This is a genomic window from Danxiaibacter flavus (genome assembly GCF_041060425.1).
GTDB lineage: Bacteria > Bacteroidota > Bacteroidia > Chitinophagales > Chitinophagaceae > Danxiaibacter > Danxiaibacter flavus.
Genome location: NZ_JAULBC010000002.1, coordinates 1,040,812 through 1,062,394 on the forward strand (window position 1 = coordinate 1,040,812; position 21,583 = coordinate 1,062,394).

The following is a 21,583-nucleotide window of genomic DNA, read 5'->3' on the forward strand; positions in this document are numbered from 1 at the left end:
GCTGCAATCATTTTCAATTTTCAACTTTCAATTTTCAATTCAATTAAACTATGGACTCAATTAAAGGTAAAGTTGCGTTGGTTACCGGCGCAGGCAAAGGAATCGGAAGAAGTGTTGCTATTGCATTAGCTAAAGAAGGTGTGAATGTTGGATTATTGGCAAGAACAGCGTCAGATCTTGAGCAGCTGAAAGAAGAACTTAAAGACACGGGTATAAAAATTTCCATCGCTATGGCAGACGTTGGCGACAGAACTGCTGTTGAAAATGCAGTAAACAAGATTCAGCAGGAACTCGGATCAATTGACATACTAATAAACAACGCCGGTGTCGGCAAATTTGGAAAGTTTCTTGAACTGGCTCCGGAAGATTGGGAAAATATTATGCGCATAAATGTATTGGGCGTTTATTACGTTACCAGAGCAGTGCTACCAGGAATGATCGAAAAGCAGGCGGGTGATATCATCAACATTTCTTCATCAGCGGGTCAACGCGGAGCTGCTTCTACAAGCGCATACAGTGCTTCTAAATTCGCGTTGATGGGATTGACTGAATCTTTGATGCAGGAAGTAAGAAAACAGAATATCCGCGTAAGCGCATTGACGCCCAGCACCGTTGCTACCGAACTGTCCAAGACATTAAATCTTACCGATGGCAATCCGGACCGCGTTATGCAGCCGGAAGACATTGCAGAAATCATTATTGCTCAATTAAAACTCAACCGCAGAATCTTTATTAAAGAGGCGGGAATGTGGTCTACAAACCCGTAGTTTTAATTGATAATGGCGAATTGAAAATTGAAAATGATGGCGCGACTCAACTCATTTGCACATCCGCACATTTACGCATTTGCACTTTCACCCATCATTTTCAATTGTCAACTTTCAATTTTCAATTACTATGCCCTTACGCCTGATACCTGCCACCTCATACCTATCTAATATTTTCACAAAGAAACCTTCCCCGCATACTTTTTCCGGGTCTTTATCGTTTACCTTTACACGACAAAGTTTCCCAACTTTTGAGCCGGTAAAACCGGTCTAACCGATACAACTTACGTATATGGAACAACCGCTACATTCATTATCGCAAAGGGAAACATACAAAATTTCACCGTTTACACGCTTTTTATGGTGGCTTGCGACCGCAGAGCCGGAATTACTGAAGGAATGCGTAATTGACAGAAACCGGTATGCCATCACCGGCATGACTGTCCTGGGAACCTGGCTGTTTGCTACGCTGGCATGGACGTTTTTCTTTATTACCGTTACACACGAGTATATATTGGCTATTCTCCTCGGTCTTTTTATGGGAGGCATTATTCTTTGCATTGATCGTGCGCTTATAAAGGGCATCACATCAGCTAACAAGAAAAAGATAGCACCATTGTTATTCAGGGGTTTATTGGCCTGCACAATTGGCTTTTTCATGGCTCAGCCAGCCTTGTTGTTTCTTTTCAATAAAGAAGTACATCTGCAGATATCCCTCGACAATGAACAAAAGAAAAGATTAAAGGCCAAACAACTGGATTCTCTCTACAACAGCCAAACAACTTTTATACTGCAGCAAAAAGCTGCCCTTCAACAACAATTAACGAGCTCCTATAATGAAGTGAGCCAGGCGCGCGAAAGCTTTATTGCTGAAACTGATGGAACCGGTGGTAGCGGTAAAGTAGGATTAAAAGATATTGCACGCGCAAAACAGAACGAATATGAAAAGCTAGACGGGCAATACAAACAGCTACAAGCTGAGAGCCAGCCTAAGCTAAATGCATTAGATAGCAGCCTTTCTGCCATACAAGCCGAAAAAAATTTTCAACAAAAGGCTTTTGATCAACTATTGAATGACGGCTTTTTAACCCGCATAGAAGCCTTGCAACATCTTGTTCAAAACAATGATGCAGTTAAGATCAGGTATTATTTGCTCGTTGCATTGCTGATGCTGATTGAACTGATGCCGGTAATTGCAAAATATCTTCTCCCGGCCGGCTCTTATGATGAAAAAGTGCGGCTAAGAGAAGACATGGAAAAACTCATTGCTACAAAAAATACTGAAAAAGAACAGGCGCTGAAAGAGCTGTATAATCAAATGGCATTCGATCAGGATAAAGCCTTTTTACAGGAATTCTTTGAAAAGGCTGAAGAACAGCGCAAAGAAAACCTGATGAACGAGTTACATGAATGGCAACAGCAAAATCATTCCAGCTTTGACAGTGTTTGGAAGAAACTGAAAAGAGATATATTAACCAAGCAGGAGAATTAGGACGTTTTACGTGGTACGTTGTACGTTATAACGTTGCCGGTGGTTGCTTTCTACTCATCAAGGTCTTATTTGCTGTCAAAAAACTACTAGCTACAGTTTCCCATATTCTTCCGACATTTTTGACTTTTATTTTTGACCTTAAACAAAAAACGTATAACGTATCACGTACAACTTACTTATTATCGCCTAAGCTATAATCATTATTTTCTTCATCTTCTTCGCCAATGTCTTCATTGTCATCATCATCTTCAGCACCCGGTACATCCAGCTCACGGCCTGATCCATCTATCGCCTCGTTCAATTGATCACCTTCGTCATCAACATTATCAACGCGTGCGTTTCTGACGTCCTGATCCTCATCGGAGGACATGCTTTCAGATGTTTGGCGCAAAAGTTCTTTTTCTTCAGCCGTAACGTTTGAATCGTCGTCTTCAACCTCATCATCTTCATTCACATCACTTAGCAGTTCTTCAGCTTCTTCATCGGCAGAAGATGGCGTTGTATCCTTCATTTCATTAAAAGGCATTGGGCGCACATGTTCCTGACCTGGAATATCCTTTACTTCCGGAAGATCCAGGGTCGTTTCATCCTGCTGCATTTTTTTATTGTCAGACGGAGAATCCTGTAAATCGTTTTTGGGAGTTGTTTCTTTCTTTGCCATAAATAATATGTTTATCGTTTAACTGTAAGATAAGTTTCAAAAAAAATGCCACGTGGGAAGACAGTAAGATCGTAAGACCGTAAGATCGTAAGATTGTAAGACATGTACGACCGTAAGACATGTAAGAGATCCCAGCGGAGACAGAGGAAAAGATTGAAAATGATGAAGACTGTAAAAAATAAACCTTTTTGACCTAACGTACTTCGTACTTCGTACTTCGTAATTCGTACTTAAAAAAACACCCGGCAATTCCAGCCTGATCATTAGTGGCTTAACGCCTCATGGGCATAAATAATCTACACCTTACTGAATTATTTACCCACAATTTTAAAAATAAATAGCTGATAATTAATAAAATAACACTTGGCAAATTATTTGGTTAATATACCACAAACAAAAGCATTTAACCAATTGTAAACAAAAAAATAGAATTATGAAAAAGTTGAGTTCTCTTATAGTAATTGCAGGTGTTTGCTTACTACAGGCTTGTGGCGGCGGAACGGGAAATCGCGATAGTGTGGACAGCGCAAAAACCATGAATGCGAACAAGGATACTACACCAAGGGCATCTGACAATGACACCCACGATTCAAGTAAAGTTGCTACCACTCCTGTTGACAAGGAAACAGCAGACTTTGCCGTGGCTGCTGCAAATGGAGGAATGATGGAAGTTGAACTGGGTAAACTCGCTCAACAAAACGGAGCAAGCCAACGCGTTAAAGACTTCGGTAAAATGATGGTTGATGATCATACCAAAGTAAATGACCAGCTAAAATCACTTGCCTCTGCTAAGAACATTACCCTGCCGGCAAACCTGGGCGATAATGCACAGAAGCATGTAAATGACATGAGTAAAAAAACAGGAAAGGACTTTGATAAAGCATATATGAGCATGATGGTTGACGATCATAAGAAAGACATCAAAGACTTTGAAAAGGCAGGAAAAGATCTGAAAGATAGCGACGTTAAAAATCTGGCACTCCAATCCTTACCAACCTTACAAAAACATTTGGATTCTGCTCAGGCGATTTATAAAATGGTAAAATAGTAAGAGAGTAAGGCCGGAAGACAGGAAAGACAGTAAGACATGTAAGACAGTAAGACAGTAAGACAGTAAGACAGTAAGAGTAGAAGAACATAAAAAAGCAAAAAGAAGAAAAAGGTGTAAAGCTTCATGTTAATGATGAGCTTTGCACCTTTTTTTGGGTACGATTACACTCCGAAAAAGCAAAAAGACCGCACTTGTGCACGGTCATTTTTACTTTTTACTTTTTCTGCCCGACTGGTCAGGCGGGAAATTTTGACTTTATCTACGCTTCTTCTGTTGCATAAGAACTAACCGGTTCGCAGGTACAGATAAGATTTCTGTCACCAAACGTGTTGTTGATTCTTGCTACAGAAGGCCAGAATTTGTTTTGTTTTACATACTCAAGCGGGAATGCAGCCTGCTCACGTGTATAAGGCATGTTCCAATCGCTGCTGATTACTGCAAATTGGGTGTGCGGAGCGTTTTTCAGCGGATTGTTTGCTTTGTCTGCTTCGCCGCTTTCAATTGCTGCGATCTCACTTCTGATGCTTAATAACGCATCGCAGAAACGGTCAAGCTCACCTTTATCTTCACTTTCTGTTGGTTCAATCATGATTGTACCAGGTACAGGGAAGCTCATTGTAGGTGCGTGAAATCCATAGTCCATCAAACGTTTTGCAATGTCTTCCGCTTCGATGCCTGCAGTTGATTTGAATGGTCTCAGGTCAACAATAAATTCATGCGCACATGTTCCTTCGTGTCCTGTATACAGAATATCAAAATCTTTTTCCAACAATGCCTTCATATAGTTTGCATTCAGGATGGCATGAGCAGTTGCTTTTTGCAACCCTTCCCAACCAAGCATTCTGATGTATGCATAACTGATCAGCAATATTGATGCGGAACCATAAGCTGCAGCACTAACCGCGCCATTATGATCATCACCTGTTTCGTCTGAGATATGTTTTGGAAGATATGGAGCAAGATGTGCCTTCACACAGATAGGGCCCATTCCAGGACCACCGCCACCGTGCGGAATTGCAAATGTTTTGTGCAGGTTCAGGTGACAAACATCCGCGCCGATCAAGCCCGGAGAAGTAAATCCTACCTGCGCATTCATGTTTGCACCATCCATGTAAACCTGTCCGCCGTGTTGGTGAACAATGTCACAGATCTCTTTCACGCTTTCTTCAAATATCCCATAGGTACTTGGATAGGTGATCATGGTACCTGCCAGATTTGCACTGTATTGTTCAGCTTTAGCTTTGAAGTCGGCAACATCAATATAACCGTTTTCCAAAGCTTTTACTACCACTACTTTCATTCCTCCCATAACAGCACTTGCGGGGTTTGTTCCGTGTGCAGAGATCGGGATAAGAATAACATTGCGATCGTGATTTCCGTTGGCAATATGATAATTGCGGATTGTAAGTAACCCGGCATATTCGCCTTGCGCGCCACTGTTGGGTTGCAGACTGCAGGCGTCGAAACCGGTGATCTCGCTTAAATATTCTGATAACTCTTTAATGATCTGAGCATATCCTCCCACCTGGCCTTTAGGCGCAAACGGATGCAGCTTGCTCCAGTGTGCCCAGCTTAAAGGAATCATTTCAGTAGCAGCGTTCAATTTCATGGTACAGCTACCCAAAGAGATCATTGAAGTATTTAACGAAAGATCTTTATTCTCCAGTAGTTTGATATAACGCATCATCTGGCTCTCGCTGTTATGCGTGTTAAATACCGGATGCGTTAAATATTCTGAAGTACGTACCGCGAAGGTTGGAATATTTGCTAACTGACCATCTTCGTCAAAGTTGATCCCTGCAACATTATGTCCTTTTGCTTCCGCAAAAACTATTGCGATGTCAAGCAAATCTTCCGGCGTTGTTGTTTCATCAATAGAAATACCTATAGAACCATTGGTATACCTGAAATTGATCTTTTTTGCTTCTGAAAGTTCTTTTATTTTCTCAACGTCAGCACCTGAAACGGTAATTGTGTCAAAGAAGGTTTCATTTGCTACAGTATAACCCTGTTCTTTTAAAGAAGAAGCCAACGCCTGGCTTAACACAGCTACACGGGAAGCAATATCCTTCAATCCGTCCGGACCATGATATACAGCATACATGGCAGCCATATTGGCCAGTAATGCCTGGGCAGTACAAATATTTGAAGTCGCTTTTTCGCGTTTAATATGTTGCTCCCTTGTTTGCAGTGCCATGCGTAATGCGCGGTTGCCCTGAGCATCGACACTAACACCAATGATACGTCCGGGAATGGTACGTTTGAAGTCATCTTTTGTAGAGAGGAACGCAGCGTGGGGTCCGCCATATCCCAAAGGCACACCAAAACGTTGTGCAGAACCAAACGCCACATCTGCTCCCAGTTCACCCGGAGAAGTTAACAGTGCCAGCGCCAGCAAATCTGTAGCCATAGCTACAAAACCACTGTTGTTGTGAACGGTTTCAATAAACGAACGGAAATCTTCAATAGAACCCGTGCTATCAGGATACTGAATCAATGCACCGAAATATGAATCGTCAATGGCAGCCTCAGCGTAGTTACCAAATACAACTTCTATTCCCACCGGATTTGCCCTTGTAAGCAAAACGTCTTTTGTTTGGGGGAATACATTGTTATCTACAAAGAATTTTGTCTTGTGATTTTTGTTCGAGTGGTGGAAGAACATGTTCATAGCCTCTGCTGCTGCAGTCGCTTCATCTAACAAAGAAGCGTTGGCAATTGGCAGGCCGGTTAAGTCGCTTACCATTGTTTGAAAGTTCAGGAGACTTTCCAGTCTTCCCTGGGATATTTCGGCCTGGTACGGAGTGTACTGTGTGTACCATCCCGGATTTTCAAAAATGTTACGCAGGATTACGCTCGGAGTAAGGGTATCATAGTAACCCTGCCCGATATAATTTCTGAACAATTTGTTTTTCAGTGAAATATCCTTCAGCTCTTTCAATAGTTCAGCCTCATTCACCGCATCCGGAACATTCAATGGCTTTGTAGCCCTTATATTTGCCGGAATTGTCTTGTCTATCAATTCATTAATGCTGTTAACACCAATGACCTTCAGCATAGCCTCTTCAGCTCCAATAGTGCCTATATGACGGGCTATAAATTCATTTGATTGTTTCTGGAATAAGTTCATATACGAAAGTTGACCACTTTAAAAAAGATGTGCAAAGGTACGTGGTTGCAACGGTATAATAAAGCTAAAGTCCTGCCACGAACATAACAACCTGCATATTTTGTTAATATGTAAAAACAGGGCGGAAACTTAAGAAAAGCCGCTCATACTGACATTTAGGGGTGCAAGAGTGGTTGAATGAGATAAAAAAATGTAAAAAATCAAGCGTTTGCGTTAGATATATCATGAACTATCATTTCAGGCGATACCCCCTGCCCGGATAGCTCCTCAATTTTCTCTTTTTGTCGCATTTGATCGCTGGTAAGCCTGCTTCCATCGTGACTCCAACCCGGAGGTCCGAAAATATAATTCATCTTGTCCTGTAAACCGATATCCTTCCGTTTGATATCTTTAAGCATTTGGTTCCATTCATGAAACACAATGCTTACTGCATTAGGATTTTCGAGATTTGAAGTAAGGCCATATTTGATCGGCTGGTAATCTTCTTCCGGCAGCTCAGCCTGAAAGGTTCCAAACATTTTGTCCCAGATGATCAGGAACATACCCATGTTTTTGTCCAGGTACTTAGCATTTGAGGCATGATGTACCCTGTGGTGCGACGGTGTAACAAGAATATGTTCCAACCAGCCCATCTTCTTTATAAATTCTGTGTGCACAAATATTCCCCAGATCTGCGTGGCTGAATACATAAATACAATATCCAGGGGCTTAAATCCCAACCATGCGAGCGGAATAAAATAAATAAATCTGTATAGAGGCTGAAAAACAGATGACCGGAAGCCTACAGTAAAGTTGAATTTTTCAGAACTATGGTGCGTTACATGAGCTGCCCAGAAAAAACGGATCTCATGATCAAATCTATGTAACCAATAATAGAGAAAGTCTTCGGCAAACAACAGCAACAACCAGTAACTGATGGGCTGATGCCAGTTCGTTATCCTGTGTTCATAAAAATATTGAAAGATTACGCCTACATATATTCCCCTGAAAAGGATGTCGATAGCAGTATTAATGAGCATCAGGTACAAATTGGTGAATGTATCTTTCAGCGTGTATGCTTTGAAATGCTGAAGATGCGAAAGCAGCAGTTCTAAACCTATTATAATGAAGTAAATAGGCGTAGTAATAATTATTAACCAATATTCTCTTAGCGCTTCCATGCTACAAGGGGTAAGTTTCAATATTTTTGCAAAGTAAGAGCAAACATTACAAATAAATGTGAAAACATGATATTCGTTTGAATATTACCTGTTACAAGGTATAAAAACAGTATCAGTGGTAAAAGATAATGGACAATAAAAAAGAAAATAGCTCCTTCGATCTGAATAGTAACTGGCAAAAACAATCTGCCGCGCATCAAAAGCAGTACAAACAATTTCTTCAAAGAGCTGATAAGAACAAAGTATTAAAAAAACTTCCGGATCTGCATGAAGAAGCATTTGAAAAAATTGACTGTCTGCAATGTGCAGCCTGTTGCAAGAATTATTCTCCACGCTTTAAAACTCCCGATATAAAGCGCATAAGCAAGCATTTTAAAATGCGCGAAAGCGAGTTTATAGATACTTACCTGCGCCTCGATGAAGATGGTGATTATGTGGTAAAGCAATCACCCTGCCCATTTCTCGGCAGCGACAATTACTGCAGCATTTATGAAGTACGACCTTCCGATTGTGAGCGCTATCCCTACACAAATGAAGATGTTATTTTAAAACGTCCGAACCTTACACTGAAGAATTCCACGTTTTGCCCGGCGGTTTATTATGTGCTGGAAAAACTTTTAAATAATTGAGAATGTGCGGATGGGTAAATGTGCGAATGTGCGAATTTGCAAATGGGTGAATGTGCGGATATGCAAATGTGTGAATAAACCTACTTGTTACCATCGCTCGCAGAATCTCATTATTCTTAATAACTTGTTTCCTATACCTCGCGCCTTTTACCTTAGCCTGATACCTTACACCTGATGCCTGATACCTGAAACCTCACTCCTCCCGCCGCTCATCACTTTAAGCGCCTTTTTTGAATTGTGGCGTTTTACTTTTAAATTCAGTTTTTAATTCAACCTGTTTGGTGAAGTTTTTGGGACGAACACGCCCAACAACATGCAACCCTGATACTTGATCAAACCGCATTGAATTTTCAATTGTCAACTATCAATTATCAATTTTCAAATAATTCAATGAATCCTCCTGTTCTAACAGTAAATAACCTTACGAAATATTACGGACAGATCCGTGCGCTGAACAATATAAGCTTTAATGTGCCGGAAGGCAGCGTATTTGGTATACTTGGCCCCAATGGCAGTGGTAAGACGACAATGCTCGGAATTATTATGGACATTTTAAGAGCTACATCCGGCTCCTTTCTGTTCTTCGGACAAGCATCTTCTGCTACTGTGAGAAAGCAGGTTGGAACTTTGTTGGAGACTCCTAACTTCTATCATTATTTATCCGGGGAAAAAAATCTTCGCATCGCTGCGGAGATAAAAGGTAAGGGCCATGAGCAAATCCCGTCCGTGCTTAGACGCGTCAACCTCTATGAAAGAAGACAAAGCAAATTCAGCACGTACTCCCTGGGGATGAAACAACGTCTTGCAATTGCCTCTTGTTTATTAGGCGATCCTAAAGTGCTGGTATTTGATGAACCTACCAACGGGCTTGATCCTGTCGGCATCGCGGAAATAAGATCCCTGATAAAGCAACTGGCAGGTGAAGGTAAAACCATCATTATGGCAAGTCATTTACTTGATGAAGTAGAAAAAGTTTGTACGCATGTCGCTATTTTAAAACAAGGAAATCTCATCACTTCAGGACATGTTGATGAAGTGCTGGTGAACGAAGACATTGTTGAAGTAAGTGCGAAAGATATTACCGGGCTAGAAAATGCACTTCATTTGTTGAATGGCTATCTATCTATAAAAGTTGACGACAGGCAAATTCAACTGCATTATCCAACAGCAACTGCCGACCTTGAAAAAATAAACAGGCATTGCTTTAATAACGGTATCGTATTGACGCACCTTCAGCTAAAGAAAAAAAGTCTTGAATCTAAATTTCTTGAACTTACTAACGAAGGATAAAAAACATCACAGTCTCCTTTCTCAGAAAAAATTTCAACATGTTACACTTACTTAAAATAGAATGGCTTAAACTCAAAAACTATAAAGCTTTCTGGATTTTCCTCGGCTTATATATTATCGGGCTTTTCAGCATCAACTATATTCTCTACCAGTTTCAGAATGAGATAAAAAAATCAGGAGCGCCGTTTGAACTGCTTCCTTATAATTATCCCAGAGTCTATCAAACAATTGCGTGGATCAGTAGCTGGCTGCTCTATTTTCCGGGCATGCTCATCATTCTCGTTATTTCAAATGAATACAGTTTTAAAACGCATCGCCAGAATATTATTGACGGACTTACAAGAAGACAATTCATTCTTTCTAAAATACTGGTAGCTCTTTCTTTGGCTTTGATAACTACCATATTCACTTTAGTCATAGCTGTTCTTTATGGCAGCTATTTCAGCGGATCATTTTCATTTGAAGGAATTGAATACATTTTGTATTGCTTCTTACAATCTTTATGCTACCTGTTTTTCGCGATGATATTAGCTGTTCTTTTAAGGAGAAGCGGACTTGCTTTGGCCATCTTTTTTCTGTATGGATTAATATTTGAACAACTTATCGGAGGGTTGATGGATAATAAAGTTTTGGAGAGCCACAGCTTCTGGTATTACATGCCGCTCGAAGCAAGCGATGTACTGATCCCCATTACATTCGGACAAAAAGTGATCTACAAAGATGCACCCGCTGACTCAGTATTATTGGCAGTCGTTCTTGTATATATTGCCATCTATTGCTTTTTTTCGTTTAGAAAGTTTGAAAGGGATGATTTGTGAGGGGGAGGTGTGAGGTGTCAGGTATCAGGCAATGTACGATGTACGATGTCAGATGCCTGCCCGTACCGACGGCACGTTCGGGCGGGTACGATGTAATGCAAAGATGCGATGTCCGATTTAATATTTGATGGCGTTTTAGATGTTTAATGTTTAATCTGCACATTTGCATATTCTCGCATTTGCACATTTGCACATCTGCACATTCGCATATTTGCACATTCACACATTTGCACATCTGCCCACATTTTCAATTGTCAATTTTCAATTTTCCATTACTTAAGGTTTTGCAGCGCTGCCTCAAGCGAAGGGTATAAAAACTGAAAACCCGTTGCTTTTATCGCTGCATTATTTATCGTTGTACTTTTCAGCACTTCCTGGCTCATTTCGCCGAGAACCAGCTTTAGCACAAAGCCCGGCACGTGAACTGGTATATATGCATTCGCGCGTGTTTCTTTGGCAAGAGCAAGTACAAACTTTTTGTCGGTTACAACTTCTGCGGCGGATGCATTGTAAACACCTTTCAAACTTTCATTTTCAAGCGCATACAAATACATCCTGCATAAGTCATCTATATGGATCCAACTCATCATTTGATCACCACTGCCCAGGATGGTTGCGAGACCAAGATTAAGTGGTTTTAAAAAGGCTAAAAGAGCACCGCCCCTGGTACTTAGCGCAATGCCTGTCCGTAACTTAACCAATCTGACGCCAAGCTTTTCTACCGGCTGTATGCTTGCTTCCCACTGCTGGCAAGTGCTTCCAAGAAAATCATTGCTCGGCGGATCATCTTCACGAAAACCGTTTTGTTTGCTTGCTGTGGTGTCTACTCCATAATAACCAATTGCTGATGCGCTTATCACAGCTTTTATATTATGCTGATTTTCCTGCAAAGCTTTTACGAGCAGAGCGCTGCTTTTAACGCGGCTTTCAACTATTTCTCTCTTCCTGCTCCCGGTCCACCGCTTATCAGCAATTCCTGCACCGGCAAGGTGAATTATGTAATCTGCGGCCTGAACAGCTTTTATATCTATTGTCCCTTTGGTAACATCCCATTCAGCAAAGTGTACATGTGGCGTTTGATGCGTTTTTACTTTTCTTGTCAGTATCGTTACATTATATCCTTTCTGCAACAACAAGTGCGTTAGCTGGCTGCCGATTGTTCCCGTTCCTCCTGTTATTAGTACTGTGGGCATTTGCTGATATTGTTTTGTTTAAAGAAACAGCTTTCCGGATACGAAGTTTTTAAGTAAAATGTTTCAAACAGGTGTAATGCTGAAAAAATTACACCTGTTATTTTAATCGCTTCTTTAATTCATCCAGTTTTAAATTAACCTGTTTTCCTACTGGCTGATTATTCTTATATACTATTACTCTTATTTCATCGGCACCCTTCCAAAAACCAATCGGTTCTCCTTTGTATTTTGGAGAGTGGTTGTCCGGGTCTGTGCCATCAAAAGTGTAATATATCTCAGTTCCGCCTAATTCACTGCTCAGTGTTACGGCAAGCGATTCTGTGTTGTCAGCTTTTACCGGCTTCACTATGGCATTATAGAAACTTGTTGCGTATTTGGTGCCGGATTTATCCAATCTTGGCAATTGCGTTTCCATCCTGTCCACAAAATTATTCCAGTCTTTTTGATTTTTTGGACTCCAATATACTTCAGCCAGTGCAAGACTTCTTGGCCAGGTCATATATTGGGCGTGGCGAAAATTAGGAACAGATTCTGTCCACAGATTTGCCTGTCCGCCCAGAATAAATTTTTCATCAACACCGTCCGGAACCGGATCCCAGTTATATGAGTCAGATAAACGGCACATGCTATAAGTAGCCGGCTCGTTTGTAGGTTCTCCCTGGTACAGATCTATGTAACAGTGGTCATAAGGTGTCATAACTACGTGATGATTCATTTTTGCAGCTTCAATACCGCCTTTCATTCCGCGCCAGCTCATAACAGTAGCTTCGGGAGCAAGACCTCCTTCCAATATTTCATCCCAGCCGATCAGCTTTTTATTTTTAGCCAACAACATATTTTCCATTCGCTTGATAAAGTAACTCTGTAGTTCGTCCACATTTTTTAAATGCTCATCCGCCATTCTTTTCTGGCATTTTGGGCATTTTTCCCAGAAGCCCTTATAAGCCTCATCGCCTCCTACATGCATATAAGGATGCGGAAAAAGTTGTGCCAATTCCGTAAATATCTTATCCAGCATAAGAAATACAGAATCGTTGCCTATGCATAAAGCATTATCTTCTTTTTTGTAAAACTCGCTTCCCGGGTTAACAGGATATTGTAATTGAGTGCAGGAAAGACCGGGAAATGCAGAAATCATTGCAAGACTGTGTGCGGGAATATCTACCTCCGGTAATACCGTTACATAACGGTCGGCGGCATAATGTATCAGTTCGCGGATATCATCCTGTGTGTAAAAGCCACCATAAGTTGTTTTTTCATCTGGCTGCGGGCTTTCAAACTTTCCCCATCTGCCGTAACGCGGAACGCGCCATGCTCCCTTTTGGGTAAGCCCAGGGATACTTTTTATTTCAACGCGCCAGCCATTGTCATCGGTAAGGTGTAAGTGAAGTGTATTGTATTTATACTTCACCATTTCATCAATATATTGTTTTACTTCTTTTTTAGTGAAAAAATGCCTGCTTACGTCCAGCATCATTCCACGCCATCCAAATCTTGGATAATCGGTAATATCAACACAGGGAACAGAAACCTGTGAAAGACTTTTCAATTCAATACTTTCAACATCCGCAGGCATTAATTGCAGCAGGGATTGCATTCCGTAAAAAATACCTTGTGGCTTGTTTGCAGTTATTTCAATCTTAAGCGGAGAAACCTTTAGTGAGTAGCCTTCTTCCTGGAGCGTTTTATCGTATGTCTTCGCAATTTGAACTACTATACTTGAAGCTGGGAGGGTTTTCGGCACAACGTTTTTTATTTTGAGATCAATTCCCGTTGCGCTTTGAATCTTCTTTGTGAAAAACTGAACAGTACTGATCAGGTCCTTATCACCTGCAACGTAAACGTTTGTTTTGCTATTTAATGTTAAAGAACCATCTTTTTCTGTTACACTAACGGGCCGTGGTATTATGTTGATTTTTTCTTTTGCATTCGTGATAACGACAGTCATTAAAACCAGGCAGCAAAAAAGCGATATTTTCTTCATACAGAGGAGATTAAGCACTATTGCGAATGTAGCTGATTCGCGTCAACGCGCCAACTCAATTCCAACAGCGCTTAACCCTGCATTATATACCTATCAGCAGCTTGTTGGCATGGTTGCCTTTGGCTATAACTTCGCCGCTGTAACGTTGCAATATGCTTCCTCTTGAATCGTAGGTAAGTGTATAGGTAACTATCAATTCTTCTTTCTTTTCAAACAGGTTATTGATATGTACCACCTGGGAAATTGCATTACATTCTGCAGGTATATTTTTCAACTCCATAGCGTCAAAATTTTTCTGCCACAAAATGCTTTCCCTGTGACCTTTCATTTTAGAAATGGTTACGTGCAATTGAGCTTTTGATGCATCATACACGCTGGCTGAATAATTACCGCCGGCATAAACAGCGAAACTGATATCTTTTGAAACCGGTTTTTCGGGGTTTACCACCTCTTTAATTTTACGATTGAAAACGACTGCGGCAAGAACTGCGATTACAGAAGTTAAAAGGATAATCTTTTTCATAAAACAGTATTTTAATTTTTTAGAATTTTTTGAATTGCTCTTCTGGCATGAATAAATCAAAAGGGCAGCCCCATTTGGCACCAAAAGGTCTTTTGCATGACAAATGGCTACTTATACCGATGACCGGTTCAAAAAAAACGACAAATGGCATTCTTCCAAAACAGCTCAAAATTTCCTGAAAGGCAGGCTGTGTACGGTATCGATACAAAAGTTGTTCTGTAGCGAACAGAACAATTGAAAATTGAAAAGGGAGAATTGAAAATGGGCGAATGTGCGAATGTGCAGATGTGCGAATGTGCGGATGGGCGAATGTGCAAATGAGACTCCCGCCATTTTAACCTATACGTCTTGCATCTGACGTTTATTTGATGTGCGGACTGCACATCGTACATCTTACACCGTACATCGTACATATGCTGATACCTGAAACCTGATACCTCGCACCTCTCGCTTTTCCTTACTTTTGCGGCATGACGAAAGTGTTTTTAAAGAAAAAAATTGCTCACCGCATTGCCAATGGCCACCCGTGGATCTTTGCTAATGAAGTAGATAGAATAGATGGACCGGTTACGAGCGGAGATACTGTAGATGTTTTTTTTCATGATGAAAAGTTTGTGGGAAGGGGCTACATTAATCCCAAATCCCAAATCATTGTCAGGTTATTGACCCGTAAAAAAGAGCAGGTAGACGATAATTTCTTCCATCAAAGAATAGCTGATGCCTGGAATTACAGAAAACATATTGGGTATACAGAAAACTGCCGTCTGATTTTTGGAGAAGCCGACGAAATGCCTGCTTTGATCATTGATAAATTCAACGATTACTTTGTTATTCAGACACTTTCGCTCGGAATGGACAAATGGAAGCCAGCTATTGTAAAAGCCCTTCAGTCTATTTTCAATCCCAAAGGCATTTACGAGCGCAATGACGTACCCGTTCGTGAATTGGAAGGTTTGTCGCAACAAAAAGGCTTTTTAAGCGATCCATTCGATACAAACATTGTCATTAACGAAAATGGCTTAGAATTCCATGTAGATATCGAAAACGGCCAGAAAACCGGCTATTTTCTTGATCAACAGGATAACCGTCGCGCCATTCAGCATATTGTAAAAGGTGCTGACGTTCTGGGAGCCTTTACTTACACAGGCACGTTTGAGATTCACGCGGCACATTATGGCGCTAAAAGCGTTTTGGGGCTGGACATTAGTGAAAATGCAGTGGCGCAGGCGACTCGCAACGCTCAGTTAAACAAACTTGACCATATTGTTAAGTTTGAGGCTGTAAATGCTTTTGATGTGTTGAAAGTCTGGGCAAAGGAAGGCCGTCAATATGATGTAGTAATGCTTGATCCTCCGGCGTTTACGAAAAGCAGGGAAAATATTCAAAAAGCCATCACTGGTTATAAAGAGATCAACCTCCGCGGTATGAAGCTGATTAAAAATGGCGGCTACCTGGTAACAAGCAGCTGCACCAACCTTGTACAGCCGGAATTATTCCTTCAAACCATAGAAATGGCGGCCAAAGACGCACGCAAAAAACTGCGCCAGGTAACGTTCCAGGCTCAGGCCAGCGATCATCCGATAGTTTGGGGAATGGAGAATACGAATTATTTGAAGTTTTTGATTGTGGAGGTGAGGGATAGGTAGAAGGTGAAAGGCGTAAGGCGTAAGGCGTAAGGGTTGAGGTTTGAGGCTTGAAGTTTAAGGTTTGAGGTTTAGGTTAGATTAGGATCAATCATATTACTGATATTTTTTTGTAAGGCCCGGTTTAAAGCCGCGGCCTTTTTTTGAACTCGTCCGAAAAAGTGATGTCTCCGTAATCTTTTTTATTCCAGCCTTACAACCCAACGCCTGAAACCTCACTCCTCTCCCCTCAGACCTTCAGCCTCATGCCTTCAGCCTCATGCCTCAGCCCTCATGCCTTAAGCTTAAAGCTTAAAGCTGATTGCTCAAAGCTGACAGCTTTCCCTTACTTTTGGTGCAGTTAAAGAAGCTGTAGACAAAATGAAACAACTGACATCGCTTTTGGTAGCCTTATTTCTTCTCTTTACCCAAAGCGTTTTTTCCCAGGGAGATAGCACACACGTTAGATTAAGTGTATTAACCCTCGAACCGGGCAATGAATTATACTCCACTTTTGGTCATAGTGCCATCAGGTTTATTGATAGCACTTATCACAAAGATCTTGTGTTTAATTGGGGCACTTTTGATTTCAGTGATCCTGACTTTTATTCAAAATTCGTCCGCGGAAAGCTTGACTATTTTCTTTCTGTTGAACCCTTCGAGAGTTTTCTAGAAGTCTATAAAGAAGAGAAACGCAGCATTTGGGAACAGGAGCTGACCATAAGCGAAGGAAAAAAACATGCATTAATCCGCGCCCTCCAAAACAATCTTGCAGATGGCAACCGTTATTACAAGTATGACATCCTTGCTGACAACTGCACTACCCGAATTCGTGACCTGTTATTCAATAACTTAAAGGATCTCAAAGTAATCGACTCGTTGACTGATCGCGGTATCACCTATAGAAATCTTCTCCATGAATATCTGGATGAAGGTGCCAAACCGTGGAGCAAGCTTGGAATTGATATTTTATTGGGAAGTAAGCTGGACAAGCCTGTTTCAAATTACACCGCAATGTTCCTTCCCGACTATGTTATGCAGGGGCTTGATATGAGCAATTATTCTCAGACCGAAGAGATTTCGCCTGCCAAAATGATCTACTCAGCCAACCCGCCGGACATCAAAACATGGAAATACGCCCCATTAATGATTTTTAGCATTTGTTGTGTATTGCTGTTCATCATTTCATTGTTACATAAAAGATGGGCTGTTGTTATTACTAAGTTTTTTGACTCATTCTTTTTATATCTCACGGGTATCCTGGGCATCTTCCTGATCTTCATGTGGTTTGGAACAGATCATACTGAATGCAGAAATAATTTTAATCTTTTATGGGCTTTGCCAACCAACTTCATTGTGGCATTCTTTATCTGGAAAAGACCGTTGTGGGTTAGAAAATATTTTTTTATTGTTGCATTGATTTACGGATTATTCCTTTTAAGCTGGTTCTGGATTCCCCAGCAAATAAACATTGCTCTTATTCCAATTGTACTGTTTCTTGCCTTACGATGTTCAAAACTGGCGTCTAACTGACGGTAGCAAATGCCGTATTGTAAATTTCCGGCGGAAGGATAATTATCCTGAACTTCTGCTAACTGCCCTGAGATGATAATACATTTCTTATGGAGAAATATTTTCAGTACGGAGCTGCCAGCTTTCATTATATTACGGAAGGCAAAGGCAAAAATGTTGTTTTGTTGCATGGATTTGCGGAAGACGCTCATATTTGGGATAAACAGATCGCTTTTCTAAAAGAACACTGTAAGGTTATTGCCATAGATCTTCCCGGGTCCGGAGAGTCGGGGATGCTTGAGGGTGATAATATTGGTATTGAGGACTACGCTGACAGTGTCTATGCCATCTTGCAACATGAAAAGGCAGATAATTGTATTTTGCTGGGGCATAGTCTCGGCGGCTATATAACACTGGCTTTTGCAGAAAAGTACCCGGAAGTGCTTTCTGGTTTTGGCCTGGTGCATTCCACTGCATTCGCGGATAGTGAAGAGAAGAAAAATGTGCGGAAAAAAGGTATTGAAATGATTGGACAATACGGTTCATATCCTTTTGTAAAGAACACTACACCCAATCTTTTCTCAAATAAATACAAAGCAGAACATCCTGACGACGTTAAAACACTAGGCGAAAGCGGCAATAATTTCGCGCCGGAGGCGTTACAACAATATTATGCCGCAATGATGAACAGACCCGACAGAACGCATGTTTTGTCAGGCAGCAAAACACCTGTTTTGTTTATCTTAGGAAGGGATGACGTTGCAGCTCCCATTCAGGACGTGCTACAGCAAGTGCATTTGCCAAAGCGATCTCACATCCATATTCTTGAAAATACCGGCCACATGGGAATGTGGGAGGCAACCGATCTTGTAAATTCATATCTCCTGGACTTTATTGCAGGAATATAATCCAGATGTTGAAATGATCAGGAATTTATTGTTATTGTTATTTTGCTGTTTTCTGTTAACCAACGCTTTTGCCACACATATAGCCGGAGGCGAGCTGTTCTATGAATATATGGGCCCCGGAGCAACACCAGGAAACAGCTTATATAAAGTAACAATGCGGCTTTTCAGGGAATGTTCATCCACCGGTCAAACCCTTGAAACCGAATCGGTAACGATTGGCATATACAATGGAGAGACAATGAGCGAGGCGGCTACCCCCGTATATCTTCCCCGCCAGGGAAATATTTCTTCCATAAGAGCCAATTCAAACACCATTCCGTGTCTTAGCACACCTGTGGACGTCTGCTACCAGGTTGGAATTTTCTCTGCAGATATCACGCTTCCGGACATACCAGAAGGCTATATATTGTCCTGGATCAGATACAGTCGCCAAAATTCAGTAAACATCGCAAATCCGTCCGGAGCGATATTTATTACATCTATTCCCGGAACCAAAATGCTTCCCCAGGGACAACATAACAGCAGTCCCGAATTTGTGATGAAGGATACTGTTTTGGTATGCCGGGATAACAACTTCAATCTTGATTTTAGCGCGAAAGATCCGGATAGCGATTCTCTCAGCTACGCCTTTTGCACGGCCTATACAGGCGGTAATGACAGGGATCCTAATCCTGCCCCCACCGCGATACTATCTCTTACACAAATACGGTATACATCAGGTTTCAGCGGAACAAGCCCGCTTGGAAGCCTCGTTAAAATAGATCCGCGCACAGGAAAAATAAGCGGTAAAGCACCAGCAGTCGCGGGCGGTTATGTGGTTAACGTTTGTGTAACCGAGTGGAGAAATGGCGTGGCGATAAACGTTCATCATAAGGACTTCATCCTGAAAGTGGGCAACTGCGATTTTGCTGCGGCAATGCTGCCGGAAAAAATAATGTCCTGCGACTCCTTCACAGCTTCTTTTGAAAACGGCTCTCTTTCCTCCAGCATTCTGGGTTATCTATGGGATTTTGGCGATAAAAACACTACAAGTGACACTTCAACAAACCCCACTCCCACACATACATTCAAAGACACTGGCATCTATGCAGTAAAATTAATCGTCTACGGCAAAAACGGCTGCGTTGACTCAGGGGTTACCAACGTGTATGTATACCCTGGTTTTACGCCGAATTTCACGTTCAGGGGTTCGTGCTATCAGTCGCCATTTTATTTTAGTGATGCATCCGTCACCAGATATGGCACAGTAAATAGCTGGGACTGGGATTTTGGCGACCTTGTGGCAACCAATGATACTTCTCACCTGAAAAATCCTGCATACCTGTACCCGGATACATCAACCCGTACAGTTACATTTACCGCAAGAACGAGCAAAGGGTGCGAAAAAACAATTACAAAAGCTGTGGTTGTGCGGGACAGGCCTGATGGTTACTTCGCATTCAGAGATACGCTTATCTGTAACATAGATACGTTGCAATTGATAGCCAATACAACCGCGGCTATTTCCTGGCAGCCTTCTGCCTCCAACGTTATTTTAAATCCGGATAGTTATACGCCGCTTGTATTCCCTAAAAAAGACACCTGGTTTGTGGCCTCTCTTACTGAAAATGGCTGTAAGGGAGATGATTCGGTTTTAGTAAGGGTGATAGATAAAGTGTTGCTTAATTTAGGTCCGGATACAACCATTTGCGCTACAGACACAATTCATTTTAATCCGGCAACAAATGCACTTTATTTTAACTGGGCACCTTTACATGCGGTTAGTGACCCGGACATAGCAAACCCGTTCGCTGTTCCTGTCAGCACCTCCACCACCTACCAGTTGCATGCAAGTGTAGGCAAATGTTTTGCAGATGATCAGATTGTTGTAAGAACGGCTCCTTATCCAAAGGCTTATGCCGGGCTGGACACGAGCATCTGTTTCGGAACTTCGGCAACTTTACATGGTACAGTCACTGGTGCTTATTTTTCATGGAATCCTCCGAATCTGCTCCTGAATCCGAGGTCGTTGAATCCTCAGGCTGCGCCAACAGGCACTACATCATTCATACTTACCGTAACAGATAATGCGGGGTGCCCGAAACCGGTGTCTGATACAATGATTATAAATGTTATTCCGCAGGTGAGAGCCAATGCCGGCCGCGATACGAACATTGTGGCAGGACAACCTCTACAACTGAATGCCACCGGCGGTAACACCTATTATTGGTCACCATCCATCGGAATGAATAACCCACTAATCCCCAACCCGGTAGTAACTTTAGGTGCTTCTTATGACAGCATCAGATACCGGGTGAGAGTGAGTATTGAACCTCCGGGATGTTTTGCAGAAGATGACATAAAAGTCACCATCTTTAAAACCGCACCTGATATTTTTATCCCAACCGCATTCACTCCAAACGGCGATGGCCGGAATGATATATTACGGCCTGTGTTAGCGGGCATGCAACGTTTCAATTACTTTAGAATCTATAACCGGTGGGGACAACTGCTGTTCAGTACCACAGAACAAGGTGCAGGATGGGATGGATCATTCGGCAGCCAGGAACAACCTGCGGGAACTTATGTGTTTATGGCGCAGGGAGTAGATTACCAGGGAAAAGTAATTGATAAGAAAGGAACAGTGGTACTAATAAGATAGTAAGAGAGTAAGATAGTAAGATAGTAAGACATGTAAGACGTGTAAGATAGTAAGAGGGGAGAATATGGGAAGATTTATATTTGGAGGTTGAATGGTGGTTAGTGGGGATAATAAAAGAGGATGAAATGGAAGACAGTGGATGAAGATTTATCTGTTGAAGATTTGGGGCTTTATCTTTTGTTTTGCAATTACTGTTGGCAAT

The 21,583-nt window shown here is 41.6% G+C and carries 16 protein-coding genes; 10 read left to right on the plus strand and 6 right to left on the minus strand.

Going from position 1 to position 21,583, the window contains the following annotated elements; genetic code table 11:
* Positions 1 to 50 precede the first annotated feature (50 nt).
* Both QTN47_RS09825 and QTN47_RS09830 read left to right on the plus strand, forming a co-directional pair.
* Positions 51 to 767 carry a 3-ketoacyl-ACP reductase gene (locus QTN47_RS09825; protein ID WP_369329183.1) on the plus strand — a complete coding sequence of 239 codons (717 nt, stop codon included), beginning with the start codon at positions 51 to 53 and terminating at the stop codon, positions 765 to 767.
* Between the two features lie 292 nt (positions 768 to 1,059).
* Positions 1,060 to 2,259 (plus strand): DUF4407 domain-containing protein, encoded by a 1,200-nt coding sequence (locus tag QTN47_RS09830; RefSeq protein WP_369329184.1) that lies wholly within the window; start codon positions 1,060 to 1,062, stop codon positions 2,257 to 2,259.
* Between the two features lie 172 nt (positions 2,260 to 2,431).
* On the opposite strand, the gene QTN47_RS09835 is transcribed toward QTN47_RS09830, so the two are convergent.
* Positions 2,432 to 2,920, minus strand: coding sequence for a hypothetical protein (locus QTN47_RS09835; RefSeq protein WP_369329185.1), 489 nt, complete (start codon positions 2,918 to 2,920; stop codon positions 2,432 to 2,434).
* A 433-nt stretch (positions 2,921 to 3,353) separates the two neighbouring features.
* Between QTN47_RS09835 and QTN47_RS09840 the strand changes: the two genes are divergently transcribed.
* Positions 3,354 to 3,968: a DUF4142 domain-containing protein gene (locus tag QTN47_RS09840; RefSeq protein WP_369329186.1), complete on the plus strand. Its 615-nt coding sequence runs from the start codon at positions 3,354 to 3,356 to the stop codon at positions 3,966 to 3,968.
* Positions 3,969 to 4,230: 262 nt separating this feature from the next.
* On the opposite strand, the gene gcvP is transcribed toward QTN47_RS09840, so the two are convergent.
* Positions 4,231 to 7,101 carry an aminomethyl-transferring glycine dehydrogenase gene (gcvP, locus tag QTN47_RS09845; RefSeq protein WP_369329187.1) on the minus strand — a complete coding sequence of 957 codons (2,871 nt, stop codon included), beginning with the start codon at positions 7,099 to 7,101 and terminating at the stop codon, positions 4,231 to 4,233.
* A gap of 200 nt (positions 7,102 to 7,301) precedes the next feature.
* Positions 7,302 to 8,261, minus strand: coding sequence for a sterol desaturase family protein (locus tag QTN47_RS09850; protein WP_369329188.1), 960 nt, complete (start codon positions 8,259 to 8,261; stop codon positions 7,302 to 7,304).
* A 128-nt stretch (positions 8,262 to 8,389) separates the two neighbouring features.
* Here QTN47_RS09850 and QTN47_RS09855 point away from each other — a divergent pair, with 128 nt between their 5' ends.
* The 3 genes from QTN47_RS09855 (at position 8,390) to QTN47_RS09865 (ending at position 10,998) form a co-directional block, all read left to right on the plus strand.
* Positions 8,390 to 8,890, plus strand: a complete 501-nt coding sequence (locus QTN47_RS09855) for a YkgJ family cysteine cluster protein (RefSeq protein WP_369329189.1) — start codon at positions 8,390 to 8,392, stop codon at positions 8,888 to 8,890.
* A 390-nt stretch (positions 8,891 to 9,280) separates the two neighbouring features.
* On the plus strand, positions 9,281 to 10,180 hold the full coding sequence (locus QTN47_RS09860; RefSeq protein WP_369329190.1) for an ABC transporter ATP-binding protein: 900 nt from the start codon (positions 9,281 to 9,283) through the stop codon (positions 10,178 to 10,180).
* 38 nt (positions 10,181 to 10,218) lie between these two features.
* On the plus strand, positions 10,219 to 10,998 hold the full coding sequence (locus QTN47_RS09865) for an ABC transporter permease (protein WP_369329191.1): 780 nt from the start codon (positions 10,219 to 10,221) through the stop codon (positions 10,996 to 10,998).
* A gap of 272 nt (positions 10,999 to 11,270) precedes the next feature.
* On the opposite strand, the gene QTN47_RS09870 is transcribed toward QTN47_RS09865, so the two are convergent.
* From QTN47_RS09870 to QTN47_RS09880, 3 genes are all read right to left on the minus strand, one after another.
* Entirely contained in the window at positions 11,271 to 12,191 is a 921-nt protein-coding gene (locus QTN47_RS09870; protein WP_369329192.1) for a TIGR01777 family oxidoreductase, read from the minus strand.
* Between the two features lie 97 nt (positions 12,192 to 12,288).
* On the minus strand, positions 12,289 to 14,175 hold the full coding sequence (locus QTN47_RS09875) for a family 20 glycosylhydrolase (protein WP_369329193.1): 1,887 nt from the start codon (positions 14,173 to 14,175) through the stop codon (positions 12,289 to 12,291).
* An 82-nt stretch (positions 14,176 to 14,257) separates the two neighbouring features.
* Entirely contained in the window at positions 14,258 to 14,698 is a 441-nt protein-coding gene (locus QTN47_RS09880) for a hypothetical protein (protein WP_369329194.1), read from the minus strand.
* Between the two features lie 470 nt (positions 14,699 to 15,168).
* Here QTN47_RS09880 and QTN47_RS09885 point away from each other — a divergent pair, with 470 nt between their 5' ends.
* The 4 genes from QTN47_RS09885 (at position 15,169) to QTN47_RS09900 (ending at position 21,381) form a co-directional block, all read left to right on the plus strand.
* Positions 15,169 to 16,344 (plus strand): class I SAM-dependent rRNA methyltransferase, encoded by a 1,176-nt coding sequence (locus tag QTN47_RS09885; RefSeq protein ID WP_369329195.1) that lies wholly within the window; start codon positions 15,169 to 15,171, stop codon positions 16,342 to 16,344.
* Positions 16,345 to 16,701: 357 nt separating this feature from the next.
* Complete coding sequence (locus QTN47_RS09890) at positions 16,702 to 17,853, plus strand: lipoprotein N-acyltransferase Lnb domain-containing protein (RefSeq protein ID WP_369329196.1); 1,152 nt, start codon at positions 16,702 to 16,704, stop codon at positions 17,851 to 17,853.
* 89 nt (positions 17,854 to 17,942) lie between these two features.
* On the plus strand, positions 17,943 to 18,740 hold the full coding sequence (locus QTN47_RS09895; RefSeq protein WP_369329197.1) for an alpha/beta fold hydrolase: 798 nt from the start codon (positions 17,943 to 17,945) through the stop codon (positions 18,738 to 18,740).
* Between the two features lie 13 nt (positions 18,741 to 18,753).
* Positions 18,754 to 21,381 carry a PKD domain-containing protein gene (locus QTN47_RS09900; RefSeq protein ID WP_369329198.1) on the plus strand — a complete coding sequence of 876 codons (2,628 nt, stop codon included), beginning with the start codon at positions 18,754 to 18,756 and terminating at the stop codon, positions 21,379 to 21,381.
* Positions 21,382 to 21,583: the final 202 nt, after the last annotated feature.